Here is an 18316-nt window from a genome sequence, read left to right as displayed (position 1 = left end):
TGTCCAAAATGGATGTTTTATGAATGTTTTGTGAAAAACACTACTTTAGGGGTGGTTTTTATCACACCATGCAGCAATAGCTTGCTGTCGCTCACGTTTTACCGCTTCCCGGATCTCTGGCCCTTTTAATCCCTGTCGGGCGATATCACCCGGATTGACTGTTTTAGCTGCGGCGAATGCACCTCGAAAATAGTCAGCCTGAGGGTAGATTTTCTGCTCGAAGCCGGTACGACCTTTAAAGTCAGCTTCACAGGCATTAAGGAAATGCTCAAAACGTTCTGGCTTGCGCCACACATCCATCGCATCCAACACCTTAAGCAGTGTTTTTGGGCGAAGCTCTAATGCCCGGTGGCAGTGGGTGTGAAATTCACAGACCAACAGCGCTAATTCACGGCAGGCATTTGGCACCTTCAGGCTACGAGACATCTTCTCTACCAGATCCAGGCCTGACGTTTCATGCCCGCGATGACTCGGCCACTGTTCAGGAGGGGTTAACCCTTTGCCTAAATCATGGCTTATCGCGGCATACCTCACTTCGAGCGGCATCTCTGCGAGGGCGGCTTGCTCAAGCACCATCATGGTGTGAATGCCGGTATCAATCTCCGGGTGCCACTTCTCTGGGTTGGGTACACCCCAAAGAGCATCCAGATAAGGCATAAGCAGTTTCAGCGCACCCACGTCACGTAGTACTTCGAAGTAACGTGCAGGCGAGGGGCCCATCATGGCGCGTTCAGTCTCCTTCCAAACCCGCTCTGGCACCAGATAATCAAGCTCGCCGCTGTCAACCATGTCTCTCATCAGATCGCGCGTTTCTTCTGCAACACGGAAGCCGAGGGAGTGGTATCTGGCGGCGAATCTGGCAACGCGAAGCACGCGTAATGGATCTTCGATAAAGGCATCCGAGACATGGCGGAGATACTTCTGCTCAAGGTCCCTCTGGCCGCCGTATGGATCGATAATATCGCCAGCCTCAGATTGGGCCATGGCATTGATGGTTAGATCGCGACGCAAAAGATCCTGTTCAAGTGTCACATCGGGAGCGGCATAACAGGTAAAGCCAGTGTAACCTTGGCCTGATTTACGCTCAGTTCTAGCCAGGGCATATTCCTGCTTGGTTTCGGGGTGGAGGAAAACAGGAAAGTCCGCGCCAACGGCTTGGTATCCAGCCGACAACATCTGTTCAGGGGTAGCACCCACTACCACGTAATCTTTATCCTGTACGTCAATTTTCAGCAGCCTGTCCCTGACTGCACCACCCACTAAATAAATCTGCACCTGTGACCGCTTTCAAAGTTCCGTCATGGGGCCATTATATCTAGGTGGCCTCAGGCCTGCATCGTTTTGACATACTCCCGGTAAAGACTTACCTTGACCCCTACTGCCGTAAAGGCCTTGGACACCCGAATAGACCCATGTACACAGGATTTTTTGCGTTAAGGGAAAACCCCTTTTCAATTGCGCCGAACCCCCAGTATCTCTACATGAGCGATCGCCATCGTGAAGCGCTGGCGCATCTAATGTTTGGTCTCGGAGAGACTGGTGGTTTCGTGTTGCTGACAGGCGAAGTAGGTACGGGTAAAACCACCGTATCTCGTTGCCTGATGGAGCAACTGCCGGAAAATACGGAAAGCGCATTTGTGTTGAACCCAACACTCACCGAGCATGAGCTGTTGGCCACCATTTGCGATGAGTTTCATCTGGAATACCCAGAGCAGCCCACGCTTAAGCAACTGACAGATACTATACATCAGCACTTGCTTCGTAATCATGAAGCAGAAAAAACGACAGTGCTGATTATCGACGAAGCACAACATCTTCGTCCTGAAGTGCTAGAGCAACTTCGCCTGCTTACCAACCTTGAAACACATACCAAGAAACTGCTTCAGGTGATTTTGATTGGTCAGCCAGAGCTGCAGCAATTGCTGCAACGACGCGAGTTGCGCCAGTTGGCACAACGCATCACTGCCAGGTATCACTTACTTCCCTTGACTGAGCAGGACGTGGCTAACTATGTTGCCCACCGATTGCAGGTTGCGGGCAGTAATCACCCCTTGTTTACCCGCAAAGCAATTCGTCGACTGCACCAGCTCAGTGGTGGTATTCCTCGGGTGATTAACCTGCTTTGTGACCGTGCCCTGCTTGGTGCTTACGGCAAAGGTCAGCAGCGCGTTGATCATCACTTAATTTCAAAAGCTGCAGCAGAAGCGCTGGGCCTGCCGGGAGAAGAGGGCACAGTGGCCTCCAAGCGTTGGCCGGGTTATGCCGCCATTGCTGGAACCCTGGTTGCCCTGTTGCTGGCTATGGGGTGGTTGATGTACCAACTCGGGAGATCGGATACCACACCCGATCCGAGTGTGGTGGCTCCGGCTATTGCTGCAGAGGTTTTAGCGCCTGTTGACGACAAAGTGGCGGACCAAGAACCTCTGGAGATGGAGCTACCTTCCAAAAAGCTGATTAGTAGCCTGTTTAGTCAAAGCCGTGAAATTGAAGACGCCTTTGCAGTGGTGTTCAGCGAGTGGGATAAAACTCTGATTACTGGCGTCGATGCATGTGAGCAGGCAAAAAGCAATGAGCTGGCTTGTTACTGGAAGCAAGGTGGTCTGCAAAGTATTTTGCACCTAAATCGCCCTGCCGTTGTGCGTTTAATTGACGACCACGGTGAAGTCGCTTTTGCTGCGTTTGTGGGCTACCAGTCAGGCAAACTAAAGCTGGTGATGGCAGGCAGTGAGTTGGAAGTCAGCGAGCGTTGGTTTGAGACATATTGGCGCGGCGCGTATGCGGTGCTTTGGCAGCCGCCATCAGGCTATGCTGGCCCGATCGGCTGGAGCGCGAAAGGGGCATCGGTTCAGTGGCTGGAGACCTCCCTGGGCCTGCTCCAGGGGGAGCGTCCTCGCAGATTACAAAAGTTTGATGGCGAGCTGGAAGATAAGATCCGCCAGTTTCAACGCGAGCAGCGGTTGGAAGCGGATGGTATCGCCGGTGTACAAACCCTGATCCGCCTGAACCTGATGTTGGAGATGGCGGGCCCAAGATTGCAGAATGAGGCGAGCTGATGTCTTATATTCTGCAAGCGCTGAAACGCTCTGAAAACGAGCAAAAAACGCCTGAAACGCCCGGTATTAATACCGAGCAGCACAGCGAGATGATGTTTATTGAGGAGCCCCCGCAACGACCCGTGTGGCTGCCCATTTTAGCTGGGGCCGCGATAGTGAGTTTGGCCATATTGGGCGGCATGTGGTGGATGTTACAGCAGGTAGCTCCCAGTACATCCGAGCCGAGTACCAAGGTCGAAGTTGTTCAGCCCGTGGTTCAGCCTCAAGCTGAATTGGTCGAGCCAGCTCTAATCGAAGATGTTGGCGGTAGTGATCTCAAGGTCGTAGGTAAACGCGAGGTGAGCAAAGCTGCGAAACCTGCAGCATGGCCTCCTGCCGAATACCAGCCTGAACCCAAAGTGGTCAGAGTTAAGCCAGCAGCTAAACCCTCAACCGCACCAGAGGAGCCTCTGCCGGAGGCCCCGGCTCCAGCGGTAGATCTGACCACGGAAGCAAAACCTCCGGTATCTCCAACAGACGATCCTGAAGTGTCAGATGATGTCGCCCAAGAGCTGTTGCTGGCTCGGTTTGAAGCCGCAATTGCAGCGACTCAGCATATGCATACCGATGGCCTGGATCCTTTGATGCCACTGAATGTGCCGCCACTGACAGAGTATCCTCAGTCTTGGCAGGACGCGGTCCCGAGCCTGAGCTTCAGCCAGCACATCTACTCCTCCGATGCCAATAAGCGTTGGGTTAAAGTAAATGGCAAGACGCTGTACGAGGGTGACAGAATTGAAGGTGGCTTAGTGCTGGAGCGTATTGAGCCCCAAGCGGTCATCATGTCCTTGCAGGGTGAGTATTTTAGTCTGCCAGCGCTGAGCGATTGGTAGCATCTTCCAATAAACCCATTGGATTTAGATGATTAAAAAAGGCCTCAGATGAGGCCTTTTTGATGAGAGTTGTAACTAGCCATCCCCCAGACTCAGCAGAGAAGCATTACCGCCAACGGCAGTGATGTTGTTAGTACGTGTCTTCTCTGTGATGAATCGGGTTAGATAACGTGGCCCACCGGCTTTCGGGCCTGTGCCCGATAACCCCTGACCGCCAAATGGTTGAGTACCGACCATGGCGCCAATCTGATTACGGTTGATATAGACGTTGCCCACATTGACCTGATCGGCAATGGCCAGAGCCAACTGCGTATTGCGGGTGTGAATACCCAGTGTCAGTCCAAATCCGGTAGCGTTTATCTGGCTAAGGATCTCACCTAGGGCTGACTTCTTGTAGCGAATGATATGCAGGATGGGGCCAAACTGTTCTTGTGAAAGCCAGTTGATATGGTCAATCTCAAGCGCGGTTGGAGGGACATAACTACCCAACTTGGTTTCGTCTTGCATGGGAGCTTGTGCCAATAGCTTGCCACGCTTTGCCATCTCATCGATATGAGCAAGCAGTTTTTGCTGAGCCGTTTGGTCGATGACTGGGCCTATGTCGGTATGGTGGTACCAGGTATCACCTATGGTCAGCTCCTGCATAGCGCCCTTCAACAGGTTGATCACGCGATCGGCAATCTCCTCCTGCAGGTAAAGAACCCGGAGCGCTGAGCAGCGTTGCCCTGCGCTGGCAAATGCAGATTGAAGGACATCTTTCACTACCTGTTCGGGTAGCGCGGTACTGTCCACCAGCATCGCATTTTGACCACCGGTTTCGGCGATCAGTGTGGCAATAGCGCCATCACGAGCCGCTAATGAACGATTAATATGTTGTGCTGTTTGCGTCGAACCCGTGAAACAGACGCCGGCAACTCGTGGGTCTGAGGTAAGAGCAGCGCCCAGCTCCTTGCCACTGCCTGGCAGTATTTGAACGACGGCTTCAGGAAAGCCTACCTGATGCATTAATTCGACGGTGCGATAGGCGATCAAGCTGGTTTGCTCAGCAGGTTTGGCGATCACTGTGTTTCCAGTGACCAGCGCCGCAGCGATCTGTCCGAGGAAAATGGCAAGTGGGAAGTTCCAGGGACTGATGCATACGAATACGCCACGGCCCTGCACAAACAGTTCATTAAGCTCACCGGTGGGGCCGGGCAGAGGTGCGCCCTCATGAAACAGCTTTCTTGCCTCCGCGGCATAGTAGCGACAGAAGTCTACGGCTTCGCGTACTTCATCTACGCCGTCGTGTAATTGCTTACCTGCCTCTCGTGTGCACATTGCGATCAACTCGGCCTGATGGGTTTCGAGCTGATCTGCAAGCTGCTCCAGCAATCTGGCACGCTCTTCGACATCTACCCGCCGCCAGGTTAAAAACGCTTCACAGGCCACATCAACGGCATGTTGTGCTTGCGCTTTTCCCGCCCAAGCGACTTTACCGACGATATCCTGATGATCCCTTGGTGATAGAACGTCAACGATCTTGCCCGCGTCTGTCGACGGTTCGCCATTTACCAGCGGGTAAGCGCTCCAGCTGTGTTTCTTAAACCGATTCAGCTGATCAAAAAAGGGCTTGGCCGATGCGCTGAGATCAAGGTTAACCCCGGCAGAGTTTACGCGGTCTGGATAGATAGCATTTGGCAGCGCGATTCGATTGTTCACCAGCGAAGGGGCCTGCCCTAAAACGCGTATCGGGTGTTCAACCAGGCTCTGTGTTGGGGTTTTCGGGTCAACCAGTTTATGTACAAACGAGGTGTTAGCGCCATTTTCTAATAGGCGGCGAACCAAGTAAGGCAGTAGGTCTTTATGTTCGCCAACAGGCGCGTAGATCCGAACGGCTTGGCCCGGATGATTAGCCAGCAGTGTGTCATAAAGTTCGTCACCCATGCCCCAAAGGCGTTGGAACTCAAACTTGCGCTGTCCTGCCATTTGCTGGATCGCCACTACGGTGTGGGCGTTATGAGTCGCAAACTGCGGGAAGATCAGATCCTGAGTGCGATTGCTCAGCAGGTACTTGGCACAGGCTAGGTAGCTGCAGTCGGTAGAGGCCTTGCGTGTGTAAACCGGATAGCTACTGAGACCACGCTGCTGACATAACTTTATTTCACTGTCCCAGTAAGCGCCCTTCACCAAGCGAATAGGGACTAGATCGCCTTGGCTTCTGGCGATTTCAGTCAGCCAGATAAGCGTAGGTAATGCCCACTTAGCGTAAGCCTGCACTACGATACCGAAGTTACCCCAGTCTTTGGCTGCGTCACTGCGATAAACGCGCTCAAATATCGCCAGCATCATTTCGTGGCGATCGGCTTCCTCAGCGTCTAATTGTATTCCTACATCGAGAGAGCGCGCATGGGTGACCAGAGTCGCCAGGCGTGCGCTCATCTCATTAACCGCTCTATCATACTGAGCAGCCTCATAGCGCGGGTGCAGCGCAGACAGCTTCACTGATATGGTTGGTCGTGGCCCGAGAGCGGTATCGAAACTAGTATCACCGAGTGTCGTTATTGCTGCTTTATAGCTATCAAGATAACGATCGGCATCTTCCATCGTCAGCGCCGATTCGCCCAGCATATCGTAAGAGTGGGTGTAGCCTGACTTACGGCTTTTCTGGCTGGCTTTCAGTGCTTCTTTAATATTGCGGCCAAGTACAAACTGTTTGCCCATGATCTTCATGGCGGCATACATGGCTTTGCGTACGACAGGCTCGCCGAGACGGGTCACCATGCGATTTAGCAAATGAGAGGGCTCACCATTGATGTTCTTGTCTAGGTTGATCACCTTGCCTGTGAGCATCAGGCCCCAGGTAGACGCATTGACCAAAAGCGAATCTGAACCTTTCAGGTGTTTGGCCCAATCGGCACCACTGAGCTTGTCTTTAATCAGTGCGTCTGCGGTTGCTCCATCTGGGATGCGTAACAATGCCTCAGCCAGACACATCAAAATAATGCCTTCCTGCGTATCCAGACTGTATTGCTGCAGGAATGCATCCAGGCCTTCGCCACCTCGGTGGCCTTCTCGTACATGGCTGACCAATTGCTCTGCTTTGTCTGTCACTTGGTCCAGCGTGCGGGCATCTTGGTCAACTAACCTGAGAAGCTCTTTCAGATATTGCTCTTCATCAGCAAAGTAGGTGGCACTTATCTGTGGCCAGATGATGGTTGCATCGGGTTGATATTCGTCTTTGAGTAGCTGACTGGGGGTGAACATCTGGTAGCTCTCCGGGGGACTTCTTACGAGTCTTATTTAGGCATTTGTTTCACGTTGTTTGAAGCTGATTTTAGCGCTCGGATGGCAGGATATGGAGTATCAAGAATGAAAAAAAACGGCGCCAAAAGGCGCCGTTTCTGTAAAGCTATGTGTGCTGTATTGCACTGATCAGGCGCAGGGCTACATCCACTGTTCCTGGCGCTTCTTGCGACGGGGCAGGAATGGAATGATGAGTCCTACCAGCATGCCCACACCCAAAACGATTGCGCCGCGCCAGAACCACTCCATCTGAGTCGATTCATCCATGTTGTCCAACTTGGCATTGAGTTGTTCATTGGACGCCATCGTTTTATCGCGTTCTTCAGCGATAGCTTGAGATTGCTCCTGCAATGCTGACAGGTTTTGTTTTAGGGCTGCCAGCTCTTCATTGCGGCTTTGCAGTTCCATTTTCAGGGTAGCAACCTGCTCCTCCAACTGAGGCAGGCGATATTGCAGACTTACCGCGCGACTTAGCATCTGGCCATCTACCCAGCCAGTTTTACCTTTTGGATCTGTCACTTTGATGTAACCAGTGTCACTGGCATCAGGGTGAACCTGTACTCGGCTGCCGGCTTTAATTGTCCCAAGGATGCGATATTGGGTACTGGGGCCAGAGTGCATGAAAATGGTCAGCTCGTCGCTAACGTACTTAAAACTACCTTCAGCGGCATGAGCCGAGAGCAAAGGAAAGAAAAACAGAAGGGATAACAGTAGTTTCTTCACAGCTAAACCTTGGTGATATGCAGGGGACACAATAATTGGAAGCTCATGCTATTGCGTCCCCCGAGAATTGGCAAGCACCTCACACCGGAGGCGCCCTAAATCAGGAGAAAATTCCCTTAAGCATGTAGAAGAACATGATGGACATCACGGCACCTGCGGGCAAAGTGACCACCCAGCTCACCACAATATTGCGGATCACGCTCAAGTTCAGTGCTGCAATACCACGAGCCATACCAACCCCCAGCACCGCACCTACCAATGTTTGAGTGGTGGAGATTGGCAGGCCAGTACCTGATGCGATAACTACTGTAGATGCAGCGGCCAGCTCAGCAGCGAATCCACGACTCGGTGTCAGGTGAGTAATACCACGACCAATCGTTGCCATAACACGATGACCAAAAATGGCCAGACCTGCGACAATACCTACCGCACCAAGAGGCAGGATCCACCATGCAAGAGCGGCTTTCTTGGCGATCTCACCACCACTGTTAACAACAGAAACTACAGCAGCCAATGGACCAATCGCATTTGCTACGTCATTGGAGCCGTGAGCAAACGCCATACAGCAGGCCGTTACTACCATCAAAATAGCGAATACCTTCTCTACATTGGCAAAGTGCATTCGGCGGTCGGCTTTGGGATCAATTTTCAAGCGACTGATGGCCACCATTCCAATGATCGCTAGAACAACTGCGATAGCAACAGCTAGGCTATAGCCTTGAACTGCACTTAGGTGAAGCCCGACGTGCTTGAGACCTTTCTTGATGGTTACCAAAGACAGAACGAAACCTGCCAGGCCCATGTATACAGGCACATATTTCTTGGCATTCTTCAACGGATCTTCGGTATCGAAAATCAGTTTTTGCGCACTCATAAAGATGAGATAAGCAATAAAACCAGAGATCGCAGGAGTGACGACCCAGCTTCCGACGATGCCGCCTACCTTGCCCCAGGCGACCGCATCAACACTTACACCAACCGCTGCGAAGCCAACAATGGCACCGATGATGGAGTGGGTGGTAGAAACTGGCCAACCCAGATAAGAAGCCACTAACAGCCATGTGCCTGCCGCCAGTAGCGACGCGATCATGCCGTATACCAGCAGTTCGGGTACATCGATAAAATAACTACTGTCGATGATACCTTTACGGATAGTTGATGTTACTTCGCCACCAGCCAGATAGGCGCCAGCAAATTCAAAGATCATGGCGACAATAATGGCCTGTTTGATGGTCAATGCTTTGGACCCCACCGAGGTTCCCATAGCGTTGGCCACGTCATTCGCGCCAATACCCCAAGCCATAAAGAAGCCGAACAGTCCGGCCATCAATACCAGTTCAAAGCTGTAATTTACGAGAATTTCCATTACTGCATTACCTTACGTGCGTGCAAGCATGAGTTCGAGGCGCGCACCTACACGCTCAGCCTGGTCGGCCACGTCGCCAACCCATTCAATGATTCTGTAGAGGAACATGACATCAATAGGATTGAGATCAGGCTCCATGTCACGTAACTGCCTGCGAAGCTTGATCTGCATGCTGTCGGTATCATCTTCAATCAGATCCAACTCGTGGATCATTTTTTCAACCAGATCAACTTCACGGCCACGGAAGCCGGTTTCCAGAAGTTCGTCTAATTCATTGATCGCTTTTTTGGCTTGCGCCGTGGCGTCAAGACAGCGAGCAACATAGGCTTCAAAATCATCGGCCATCGCTTCAGGGATAGTCATCTCACGACCGATTACCCGACCTGCGATATCTTTCACGATGTTGGCTATCTTGTCTTGCTGAGTGAGCAGCTCCAGCATGTCGGTGCGCTCTACAGGCATGAACAAGCCACCGGGCAAAGTGAGGCGAATTTCACGCTTAAGGGCATCCGCTTCTTTCTCCATCTTGGAGATTTTTTCGCGAATTTTGCCAGCAGCCTCCCAATCTTGCTGCCGAACAACCTTAAAGAAATTAGGTAGTTCTTCGCAGCAGGCGTGAACTTTATTAATATGCTCTTCTAACGGTTTAATGGGAGACTTAGCAAAAACTCCCATGATGTTATTTAATGGCATAAACGCACTTCCTGAGGTGTGTTGTCATTTGACCGTAACAAATCGGCGCTGAATACTAGCTGAAGTGGCGAACGCATGGAACCTATTCAGTCGCATGTCGGGCAATTTATAGGTCGATACCGACCTGCATCAAATTGAATGTAGTCGATGGATACAGAAATAGAGATCAAACTGGTCATTTCGGGCGAATCGGATGATCTGGTTCAAGCAATTGAAAGTGCAGCAGATGTTTATTTCTCTGCTGATAAGCAGCTGGCCAATATCTACTTTGATACGCCAGATCGGCAACTTCGCGACCTCGATATAGGGTTGCGGGTCAGATCTACCGATGATGTGGCGGTTCAGACCATTAAAACCGCCGGTCGTGTAGTCGGCGGTTTACACCAGCGCCCTGAATACAACTTGCCGATTGAAGGCAGCCGTCCTGATATCACTCTATTTCCGGAAGATATCTGGCCTGATGGTGTGAACAAGAAAAAACTTCAGAAGAAGCTGGTGCCTATTTTCTCGACCAACTTTCGACGTCGCAGTTGGTGTCTCCGATTTGACGATGGCTCTGAGGTAGAGGTGGCACTCGATCTTGGTCTGGTAGAAGCCAATCACCTCGAAGAGCCCATTGCTGAAGTGGAGTTCGAACTGCTTAAAGGCGATCCAGACCACCTATTTGGCCTGGCGCGCACAGTTTCCAACGTGGTACCAGCGAGGCTGGGGCATTTGAGTAAAGCGGCTCGAGGCTACCGACTGGCCAAAGGTGAAGTGGAATATCCCGTGTGCAAACTTCGCCCGGTAAGTCTTGAACGGCAGTCGTCGGTTGAAACCGCTTTCGAGGCAACGGTAAAAAGCGCTCTGGATACCATTCAACATAATGAGCAGAGTTTTCTCACTTCCCCCTCTTTTAGGGCGGTAGAAGCGCTTTATTACGGCTATCTCTGGTTGCAGCAGGTTTTTGAAGCTTATAAAGAAGCTATTCCTCTTGAGGCCAGCGAGACTTTGCGAGATGAGTTGAAGTGGCTGATGTCTTCGCTGTCGTGGGTACGCGAGGCTTCGCATCGACAACACGCATTGGAGGACGATGGCCACTTTTTGCGTAAGCTTGATGACCAGGCGTTGATAGTCAGTGAGCTGCAAATGATCTCAGAACAGTCGCCGGACCAACAGGAAGTGAGCGAATTGCTGCTTTCAACCCGTTATTGCCAGCTGGTACTGTCGTTGACGGAATGGTTGTTCGAGCAGGGTTGGCGGCGTTACATGGTTGGCGACAAAGATGCGTTGGAACAAAGTATAAAAAGCTCCGGTCGGCAGCAACTTACTTCACTTTGGCAGCAGTTGCATCTCAGCTACCAGGGTGATGAGTTCAATGGTCAGTTGTACCAGGAACATTTCGCCCATCTGGAGATAGCATTGGGCTATCGTCTCTGTTTTGCCGACCTATTCAGTGCGGAGCAGGGCGCAGACTGCGCCGAACCATGGCTGGATCTATACCGTGGCAGCAAGGAGTGGCACCAACTGAACTATTTGGAACAGTTGGCAGAATCCTGGCCGCTTAAAGAGCGTGAGCAATTTTTGAAGTGGCTCAAGCGAAAACGCAAGTCTTTGCTGCATGCGCTGGAGCAATCACGTTTTTCTGCCATTCAAAGCCCTATATTCGGCTAACTTTGATAACAGTCTTCCAATTCAGTGCCATGCATGACCTTTCATGTGTGGTGCTGCATTCCCATCTGCACAGGTACTCTTAATGAAAACCGATTTGGCCAAGCTTCCCCCAAACATTGCTGAGTTGGCTGAGACTCGATGGCTGCAGTTTAAAGAGGTCTGCGAGAAGCAAACGCTCAGCTGTCAATATCTGAGCGAACAACACGTTTCGGTGCTCAAATTGGGGCTTGGACTCAGCGATTTTATTGCAGACAGCCTGATGAAGGAGCCTGATTGGGCGTTGCAGGTGCTAGATACAGAGCTGCAGCAGCCGGGGCCACAAGATTACCATCAGTGGCTGGCGCCGAAATTGGGCGAATGTGGAGACAATGAAGCCGCGGTACAAAAATGCTTGCGTGTGCTTCGTCGCCGCGAGATGACATTGATCGCTTGGCGCGATCTGTTGCATCTGGCCACGATAGAGCAAACCATGTCGCGGGTATCGCGGTTGGCGGATGCCATGGTTTGTCAGGCGCTGGCTTGGGCCTATCAGCAGCTAACTAAACAGATGGGTACGCCAACCGGCAGAGTGTCGGGTCAGCCTCAGCCTATGCTGGTGCTGGGTATGGGCAAGCTGGGTGGTGGGGAGCTCAATTTCTCTTCCGACATCGACCTGATTTTCGCCTTCCCAGAAAACGGTGAGACCCAGGGCGCAAGACGCAGTTGGGATAATCAGCAATTCTTTACCAAGTTGGGTCAGCGTCTGATTAATCTACTGTCGCAATCTACCGCTGATGGTTTTGTTTACCGCGTTGATATGAGACTGCGTCCTTTTGGAGACAGTGGCCCGTTGGTGTTGAGTTTTGCTGCACTTGAAGACTATTACCAGGAGCAGGGGCGTGAGTGGGAACGCTACGCTATGGTAAAAGCGCGTACGCTTGGCCCGCGTGGAAGGTTCCATCAAGAGCTTGAAGCCTTGCTCAGGCCGTTTATCTACCGTCGCTATATTGATTACTCCGCAATCGATTCTTTACGACAGATGAAAGCGATGATCAGCCGAGAAGTACGTCGTCGTTCGCAAAACAGCAACATCAAGTTGGGCGCTGGAGGGATCCGCGAGATTGAGTTTATCGTTCAGGTCTGGCAGCTGATCCGAGGCGGGCGAATGCAGATGCTGCAAAGTCACGGACTCCTGGAAACATTGACTCACCTCCGTGAAAACGGACTGCTTTCTCTGGCTGACGCCGATGTCCTTCATCAGGCCTATCTGTTCCTTCGTCAGAGCGAGCAGGTTATTCAGGCTATCGGTGACCAGCAGACTCAAATGTTACCGGAGATTCCACTTGACCAGAGCCGCCTCGCGTTTGCCCTGGGATTTGCTAGCTACGAAGAGTTTCTTGATGCTCTGCGCGTCCATACGGAAGCTGTTCATCATGTTTTCCACCTGGTCATTGGCGAAGAAGAGGAGAACAAAGAAGAGGTCGATGAGCACTACGTTGAGATCTGGCAGCACGACTTGCCACCGGATGAAGTGATCCCCATCTTGGCTGAGCTCGAGGTTACCCCAGACAAGACAGAAAAACTCTGTCGCCTGATAGTGGATTTTCGAACTCAGTGCCAGCAGCGAGCCATGGGCAATCGTGGTCGTGAAACCCTGACTAAGCTGATGCCCAGTCTGCTGCAGCGGATCTGCTGTGCGGACGAACCTGTGATGCTGTTTGAACGGGTAGTCACCGTGCTTACCCGTATTCTTACGCGTACCGCTTACTTAGAACTGCTGCTGGAAAACCCCGGCACCCTGGATCAATTGTGTCGGCTCTGTTCTGCCAGCCCCTGGATCGCAGAGCAGCTGTCACGATTCCCGTTATTGCTGGATGAATTGATCGACCCTGCCCACCTGTATCATCCGCCAAGCCTAAGCCAATACAGGGAAGAGTTGCGGGAATTTGTGCTTCGCATTCCTGAAGATGATCTGGAACAGCAAATGGAAGCGCTGCGCCAATTTAAGCAGATCCAACAGCTGCGTATCGCCGCGTCCGATATCGCAGGCGCACTACCACTGATGAAGGTGAGTGACCATCTGACAGCCCTTGCTGAGGCCTTGATTGAGCAGGTGGTTACCATGGCCTGGCAGCAGATGGTGACACGCTATGGTGCGCCAAGCGGACTAGAAGATAATAGCTACGGTTTTGCCGTGATTGGTTACGGCAAAATGGGGGGCATAGAGTTGGGGTATGGCTCTGATCTGGACTTGGTGTTTCTTCATCATGCGCCTTCAGGGGCCACGCAGGGAGAGAAATCTCTTGATAACCAGCAGTTCTATTTGAAGCTGGGCCAGCGAATTATCCACCTGTTTACCACTCGCACGCCGTCCGGTGTGCTTTATGAAATTGATATGCGTCTGCGTCCATCAGGCGCTTCGGGCCTGATGGTGAGCCATATCGATAGCTTTGCCGATTATCAGCACAAAGACGCTTGGACCTGGGAGCATCAGGCTTTGGTTCGCAGTCGTGTTGTGTTCGGTGACAAGGCGATGACGGACGAGTTTGATCGGATCCGACACGCCGTGCTCAGGCAATCCCGGGACAAGCGTGAATTGGCGGATGATGTGGCCAAAATGCGTGGCAAAATGTATCGCCACCTTAACAAAGGCGATCTGCAGCAATACGATCTCAAGCAGGATCATGGTGGTATTGTCGATATTGAGTTTCTCGCACAATACCTTGTGCTGGCCAATAGCTACGACCATGAACCGCTCGCTATCTGGTCTGACAATGTCCGTATTTTTGAGACCCTGGCACAGCAGGGGCTTATGGATGCAGCGCAGGCTGATGCTTTGACCGAAGCCTATTGCAGTTTGCGTGATGAAAACCATCGGCTGGCCTTGCAGCAGCAACCGGGGCTTCTGTCTGCCGAGCAGTGGCAGCAGACCCGGCAGCAGATTACGTCAGCCTGGGCTGAGCACCTGGCAGACTATCGAGAGATGAAAGAGGATAGCTAGCTCGAGGCGACTTGTTTGCTCGGGTCAAAAAAGCTCATCCTGATGTTGCAGCAGGTAACTGGTACAGGCCTCGGTCGGCAAAGGTTTGGCAAACAGGTAACCCTGTGCTTCGTCGCATTTCATGCGCGTTAAAAATCTTTGCTGCTCGCCTGTTTCGACGCCTTCTGCCAGTACCGTCATGCCCATATTGTGCGCCATAGCGATAATCGCTGAGACAATGACACTGTCGTTGCCGTTGTCGGGAAGGTGCTGAATAAAACGGCGATCAATTTTGAGTCTGTGTATCGGAAATTTCTGCAGGTAAGCGAGCGACGAATAGCCGGTGCCAAAGTCATCGATGGCCAGTGAAATACCAAAGTTGGCGATCTGAGCAAGCAAGCGCTCGGTTTCAACCGCATCCGCCATCAGCATACTCTCAGTCATTTCAAACTCGATATCTTCTGGTACCAGATTGTTTTCCGTCAGTAGCGATTTAAGGTGATCCAGTAGATCGTGCTGATGGAACTGTCTAGCTGAGAGGTTGATCGATAGGCGAGGCGTTTTAATCTGCTTCTTGTGCCATTTTTTCAGTTGTCGGCAAGCGTGTTCCATCACCCAGTAACCCAGTTCATTGATCAGCCCTGTTTCTTCCGCTAATGGAATAAATTCACCGGGGAAGATAATGCCTCGTTTGGGGTGATGCCATCTCACCAGTACTTCGATACCACAGAGCTGGCCGTTTTCGAGAGACACCTGTGGCTGATATACCAGTGATAACTGATCTGAAGCTATCGCCTGACGTAACTCTGTTTCCAGTTGAAGATGGTGGGAGGTGCGCTGGTCCATCTCGCCAGTGAAAAAACGAAATTGACGCCCGCCAGCTTCTTTGGCTTTGTACATGGCGATATCGGCATGTTTGAGCAGGCTTTCAGTGCTGTTGGCATCATCAGGAAACACGCTTATGCCGATACTTAAGGAGGGAGAGAGTTCGTGTCCTGCCACGTTACAGGGTTCACCTAACCGCTCAATAAGTTTTTGCGCCACCTGATTAATATCTGACAGCGCGCCGAACTGCTCTATCAGAATTACAAATTCATCCCCACCCAGGCGTGCTGCGGTATCCATGGTGCGCACTGTATCCGACAGGCGACTGGCAATGACCTTGAGATATTTATCGCCAGTGTCGTGGCCCAGTGTGTCATTAATGTATTTAAACCGATCCAAGTCGAACAGCAGGAATGCGACACGTGTATCTGAGCGTCTGGCCAAGGCCAGAGCATGTTCCATGCGGTCAGCCAGCAGTAAACGATTAGGTAACCCCGTTAATGCATCGTGATGGGCAATGTATTCCAGGTGGGCTTCATGTTCTTTGAGCTTACGCTCTGAGTCTTTATGGGTCGATATGTCGATTAACGACTCTCGTATCAGCCGCCTGCCACTCATAGGCAGTTGCACCATGCGTACTTCGCATGGCACTTGTTCACCCCGACTGTTTAGCACCTGCCACTCAAAATGAGGCACTTCATCTGACAGGGTGCGAGCAATAAAGTGCGCGCGTTGTTGCTTGGAAAGAGATTCATCCGCTTGAAGGTCGGGGGAGAGTTGGTCTGCGTCTATTTGCAGCAGCGCCTTTTTTCTCAGTCCGAACAGCTTTTCAGCATTGCGGTTGGCGTCGACGTAACGTCCTCGGTCGACATCGAAAATAAGGATCGCTTCTGGCGCATATCGCAGCAGAGTTTTTAGCCGCTGTTCGCTTTCTCTCAGCTCGCTTTCCGTTGCTTTGCGTAACGTTATATCCGTTGAGATGGCACAGACACCAAAAATTTCTCCGGTACGGTCGCGAAGTGGGAACTTGTTGGAAAGGTAGGTATGCAGTGTCCCATCTCTATGGTAAACGCTCTCTTCGATCTCGATACCGTTTTTGTTTATCGCTTCAAGATCATTACTCCACAATTGCGAAGCAATATCTTTGGGGAACAGCTCGAATACGTTTTTGCCCACGTATTCTTCGGGCGGTGGGCCTTCTAGTTTAGAAAAGTGTCTGTTAACAAACAGTATATTGCCATTTAAATCCTTTGCAGAAATGGCGGCGGGTGAATGTTCGATGATGGGTAACAGGTCTACTTCGCCACTGCTGAGCGGAGAGTCAGACATGCGAAACTGCTGTCGCTGCAAAATATTCAGATCCCACTGCAGGATCAATAGATCTGCCAAAAACTGAGCCTGAAAGGCGATCTCTGACAGCGCAGAAACATCGTCCTCTATCGCGGCTTCAATATAGATAACCGCTTCGAATGGCTGCGCGCAGGGCAGGGTAAGTGTCCAGGACTGGGTCACCGGAGAATCATTTTCCAAACGGATAAATTGAGGTTGGGCGTCGTCGACCCGACCTAAAGCTGACCAGGGCAGAGGGGGAGAGAGCTTTTCGACGTCCTGGCTATGAAAGATCTGACTGCCGCTTTGCTGATGGTCGAGCACCAGCACTACCTGATCGTCGTCCCAAAGCACCAGGCTTAACCGTTCACAATGGCAGTAGGGAGTGATCCATGAAATAAGGCCATCCAGCCACTGGTTCAGGGTACGGGCTTTGAGCAGTGGTCTCAGTAAATCCATCTCGATGCTGTCACTCCATTGGGGAAACGCATTCGCGGTTTGCCAATCAAGTATAGCAATGACTTAGGATTTGCTGGTCAGCCTCCAAATTAGGTGTAATAAGAGGGCATATCAGGCTCAGGCCGGGTTTTAAAGCGTCGATGCAACCACATGTACTCCTCTGGCTGTTTCAGCACTTCCTCTTCGATCACCTGATTAATCCGAATAGTATCGGCTTCCTGATCACCTGTCGGGAAGTTTTCCAAGGGCGGACGAATCGACAGCAGGTAGCCTTTGTTATTTGGCAGTCGACTCTGGACAAAGGTGATCACCTTGGCGCGACCAAGTTTGGCCAGGTTCGCTGTTGCGGGAATGGTAGGGGCATCCGGCACGGCAAAAAAAGGTACAAAGATGCTGCTGCGGCGCCCGTAATCCTGATCGGGTGCGTACCAGACCCGTCCGCCTTGTTTTAATCGTTTAATCGCGCCCTTGATGTCACGCTTGTCGATTAGATCGCCGCATCCACGAGAACGGCCATGGTATTGGAAATACTCGATGATGGGATTTTTATTGGGGCGGTAGAAACCGGTGCCTTCATGCTCCATCGCATAGATGCGGCCACCAATCTCCAGGGTTTGAAAGTGCATACTTAACAGCACGACACCTTGTCCCTCAGCGCTAGCCTGTTCTAAATGCTCCATACCTTCGATATGGCAAAGCGGACGGGTGCGCCAATCTGGCCACCACCAGGCGATCCCGGTTTCAATCAGAGCCATGCCTGCGCATTCAAAGTTACGGGTGACCAGATTATCGCGCTCTGCCTGCGGCATATCGGGAAAACAAAGCTCTAGATTACGTTCGGCAACGCGCGAGCGTTTTTTTAACAAACGCTGCATCAGCCGGCCCAAACCTCTTCCTAGCGCCATTAGCACTGCGTAGGGAAGCAACTGTACGACCAGCCAAAAAATGGCATAACCGATCCAGGTTAACCAGTATTTAGGGTGGGCCATGCTTAAGGTCAGTTTGGGGGCGTGCTTCACGTGCAACTCCGGATGAGAATTCTATTTATTATTGTTTTTCAGGCTATTCTATTGCCCAGCTTGATATGTGTCGAATGCCGTTA

At 51.6% G+C, this 18316-nt stretch carries 11 protein-coding genes; 4 read left to right on the top strand and 7 right to left on the bottom strand.

The window, feature by feature from the left end:
• Window positions 1-45: 45 nt before the first annotated feature.
• On the bottom strand, window positions 46-1275 hold the full coding sequence (locus tag ABEA14_RS09765) for a multifunctional CCA addition/repair protein (RefSeq protein WP_345339780.1): 1230 nt from the start codon (window positions 1273-1275) through the stop codon (window positions 46-48).
• A gap of 137 nt (window positions 1276-1412) precedes the next feature.
• Here ABEA14_RS09765 and ABEA14_RS09760 point away from each other — a divergent pair, with 137 nt between their 5' ends.
• Together ABEA14_RS09760 and ABEA14_RS09755 are read left to right on the top strand one after the other, a co-directional pair.
• Window positions 1413-3053, top strand: coding sequence for an ExeA family protein (locus tag ABEA14_RS09760; RefSeq protein WP_345339779.1), 1641 nt, complete (start codon window positions 1413-1415; stop codon window positions 3051-3053).
• On the top strand, window positions 3053-3925 hold the full coding sequence (locus ABEA14_RS09755; RefSeq protein ID WP_345339778.1) for a general secretion pathway protein GspB: 873 nt from the start codon (window positions 3053-3055) through the stop codon (window positions 3923-3925). Before ABEA14_RS09760 ends, ABEA14_RS09755 begins: the two co-directional genes overlap by 1 nt.
• A gap of 75 nt (window positions 3926-4000) precedes the next feature.
• On the opposite strand, the gene putA is transcribed toward ABEA14_RS09755, so the two are convergent.
• The 4 genes from putA to ABEA14_RS09735 all read right to left on the bottom strand — a co-directional run bounded on the left by putA (window position 4001) and on the right by ABEA14_RS09735 (window position 9989).
• Window positions 4001-7168, bottom strand: a complete 3168-nt coding sequence (putA, locus tag ABEA14_RS09750) for a bifunctional proline dehydrogenase/L-glutamate gamma-semialdehyde dehydrogenase PutA (protein ID WP_345339777.1) — start codon at window positions 7166-7168, stop codon at window positions 4001-4003.
• Between the two features lie 180 nt (window positions 7169-7348).
• Window positions 7349-7930 carry a TIGR04211 family SH3 domain-containing protein gene (locus tag ABEA14_RS09745; RefSeq protein ID WP_345339776.1) on the bottom strand — a complete coding sequence of 194 codons (582 nt, stop codon included), beginning with the start codon at window positions 7928-7930 and terminating at the stop codon, window positions 7349-7351.
• Window positions 7931-8030: 100 nt separating this feature from the next.
• The gene (locus tag ABEA14_RS09740) at window positions 8031-9296 is read right to left on the bottom strand and encodes an inorganic phosphate transporter (RefSeq protein ID WP_345339775.1); all 1266 of its coding nucleotides are present in this window, start codon (window positions 9294-9296) and stop codon (window positions 8031-8033) included.
• Window positions 9297-9308: 12 nt separating this feature from the next.
• Complete coding sequence (locus ABEA14_RS09735; protein WP_345339774.1) at window positions 9309-9989, bottom strand: TIGR00153 family protein; 681 nt, start codon at window positions 9987-9989, stop codon at window positions 9309-9311.
• Between the two features lie 147 nt (window positions 9990-10136).
• Between ABEA14_RS09735 and ABEA14_RS09730 the strand changes: the two genes are divergently transcribed.
• Together ABEA14_RS09730 and glnE are read left to right on the top strand one after the other, a co-directional pair.
• Window positions 10137-11642, top strand: a complete 1506-nt coding sequence (locus ABEA14_RS09730; protein WP_345339773.1) for a CYTH and CHAD domain-containing protein — start codon at window positions 10137-10139, stop codon at window positions 11640-11642.
• Window positions 11643-11724: 82 nt separating this feature from the next.
• The gene (gene glnE / locus ABEA14_RS09725; RefSeq protein ID WP_345339772.1) at window positions 11725-14622 is read left to right on the top strand and encodes a bifunctional [glutamate--ammonia ligase]-adenylyl-L-tyrosine phosphorylase/[glutamate--ammonia-ligase] adenylyltransferase; all 2898 of its coding nucleotides are present in this window, start codon (window positions 11725-11727) and stop codon (window positions 14620-14622) included.
• 24 nt (window positions 14623-14646) lie between these two features.
• Here the strand turns inward: glnE and ABEA14_RS09720 are convergent, their stop codons facing one another.
• Window positions 14647-17214 (bottom strand): sensor domain-containing protein, encoded by a 2568-nt coding sequence (locus tag ABEA14_RS09720; RefSeq protein WP_345339771.1) that lies wholly within the window; start codon window positions 17212-17214, stop codon window positions 14647-14649.
• A gap of 89 nt (window positions 17215-17303) precedes the next feature.
• Window positions 17304-18233 carry an LpxL/LpxP family Kdo(2)-lipid IV(A) lauroyl/palmitoleoyl acyltransferase gene (gene lpxL, locus ABEA14_RS09715; RefSeq protein ID WP_345339770.1) on the bottom strand — a complete coding sequence of 310 codons (930 nt, stop codon included), beginning with the start codon at window positions 18231-18233 and terminating at the stop codon, window positions 17304-17306.
• Between the last annotated feature and the right edge of the window lie 83 nt (window positions 18234-18316).

Origin of the sequence: Corallincola platygyrae (assembly GCF_039544265.1) — a bacterium.
GTDB lineage: Bacteria > Pseudomonadota > Gammaproteobacteria > Enterobacterales > Neiellaceae > Corallincola > Corallincola platygyrae.
The sequence above is the reverse complement of the archived record's forward strand: the minus strand, read 5'-3'. Positions and strand labels throughout refer to the sequence as shown.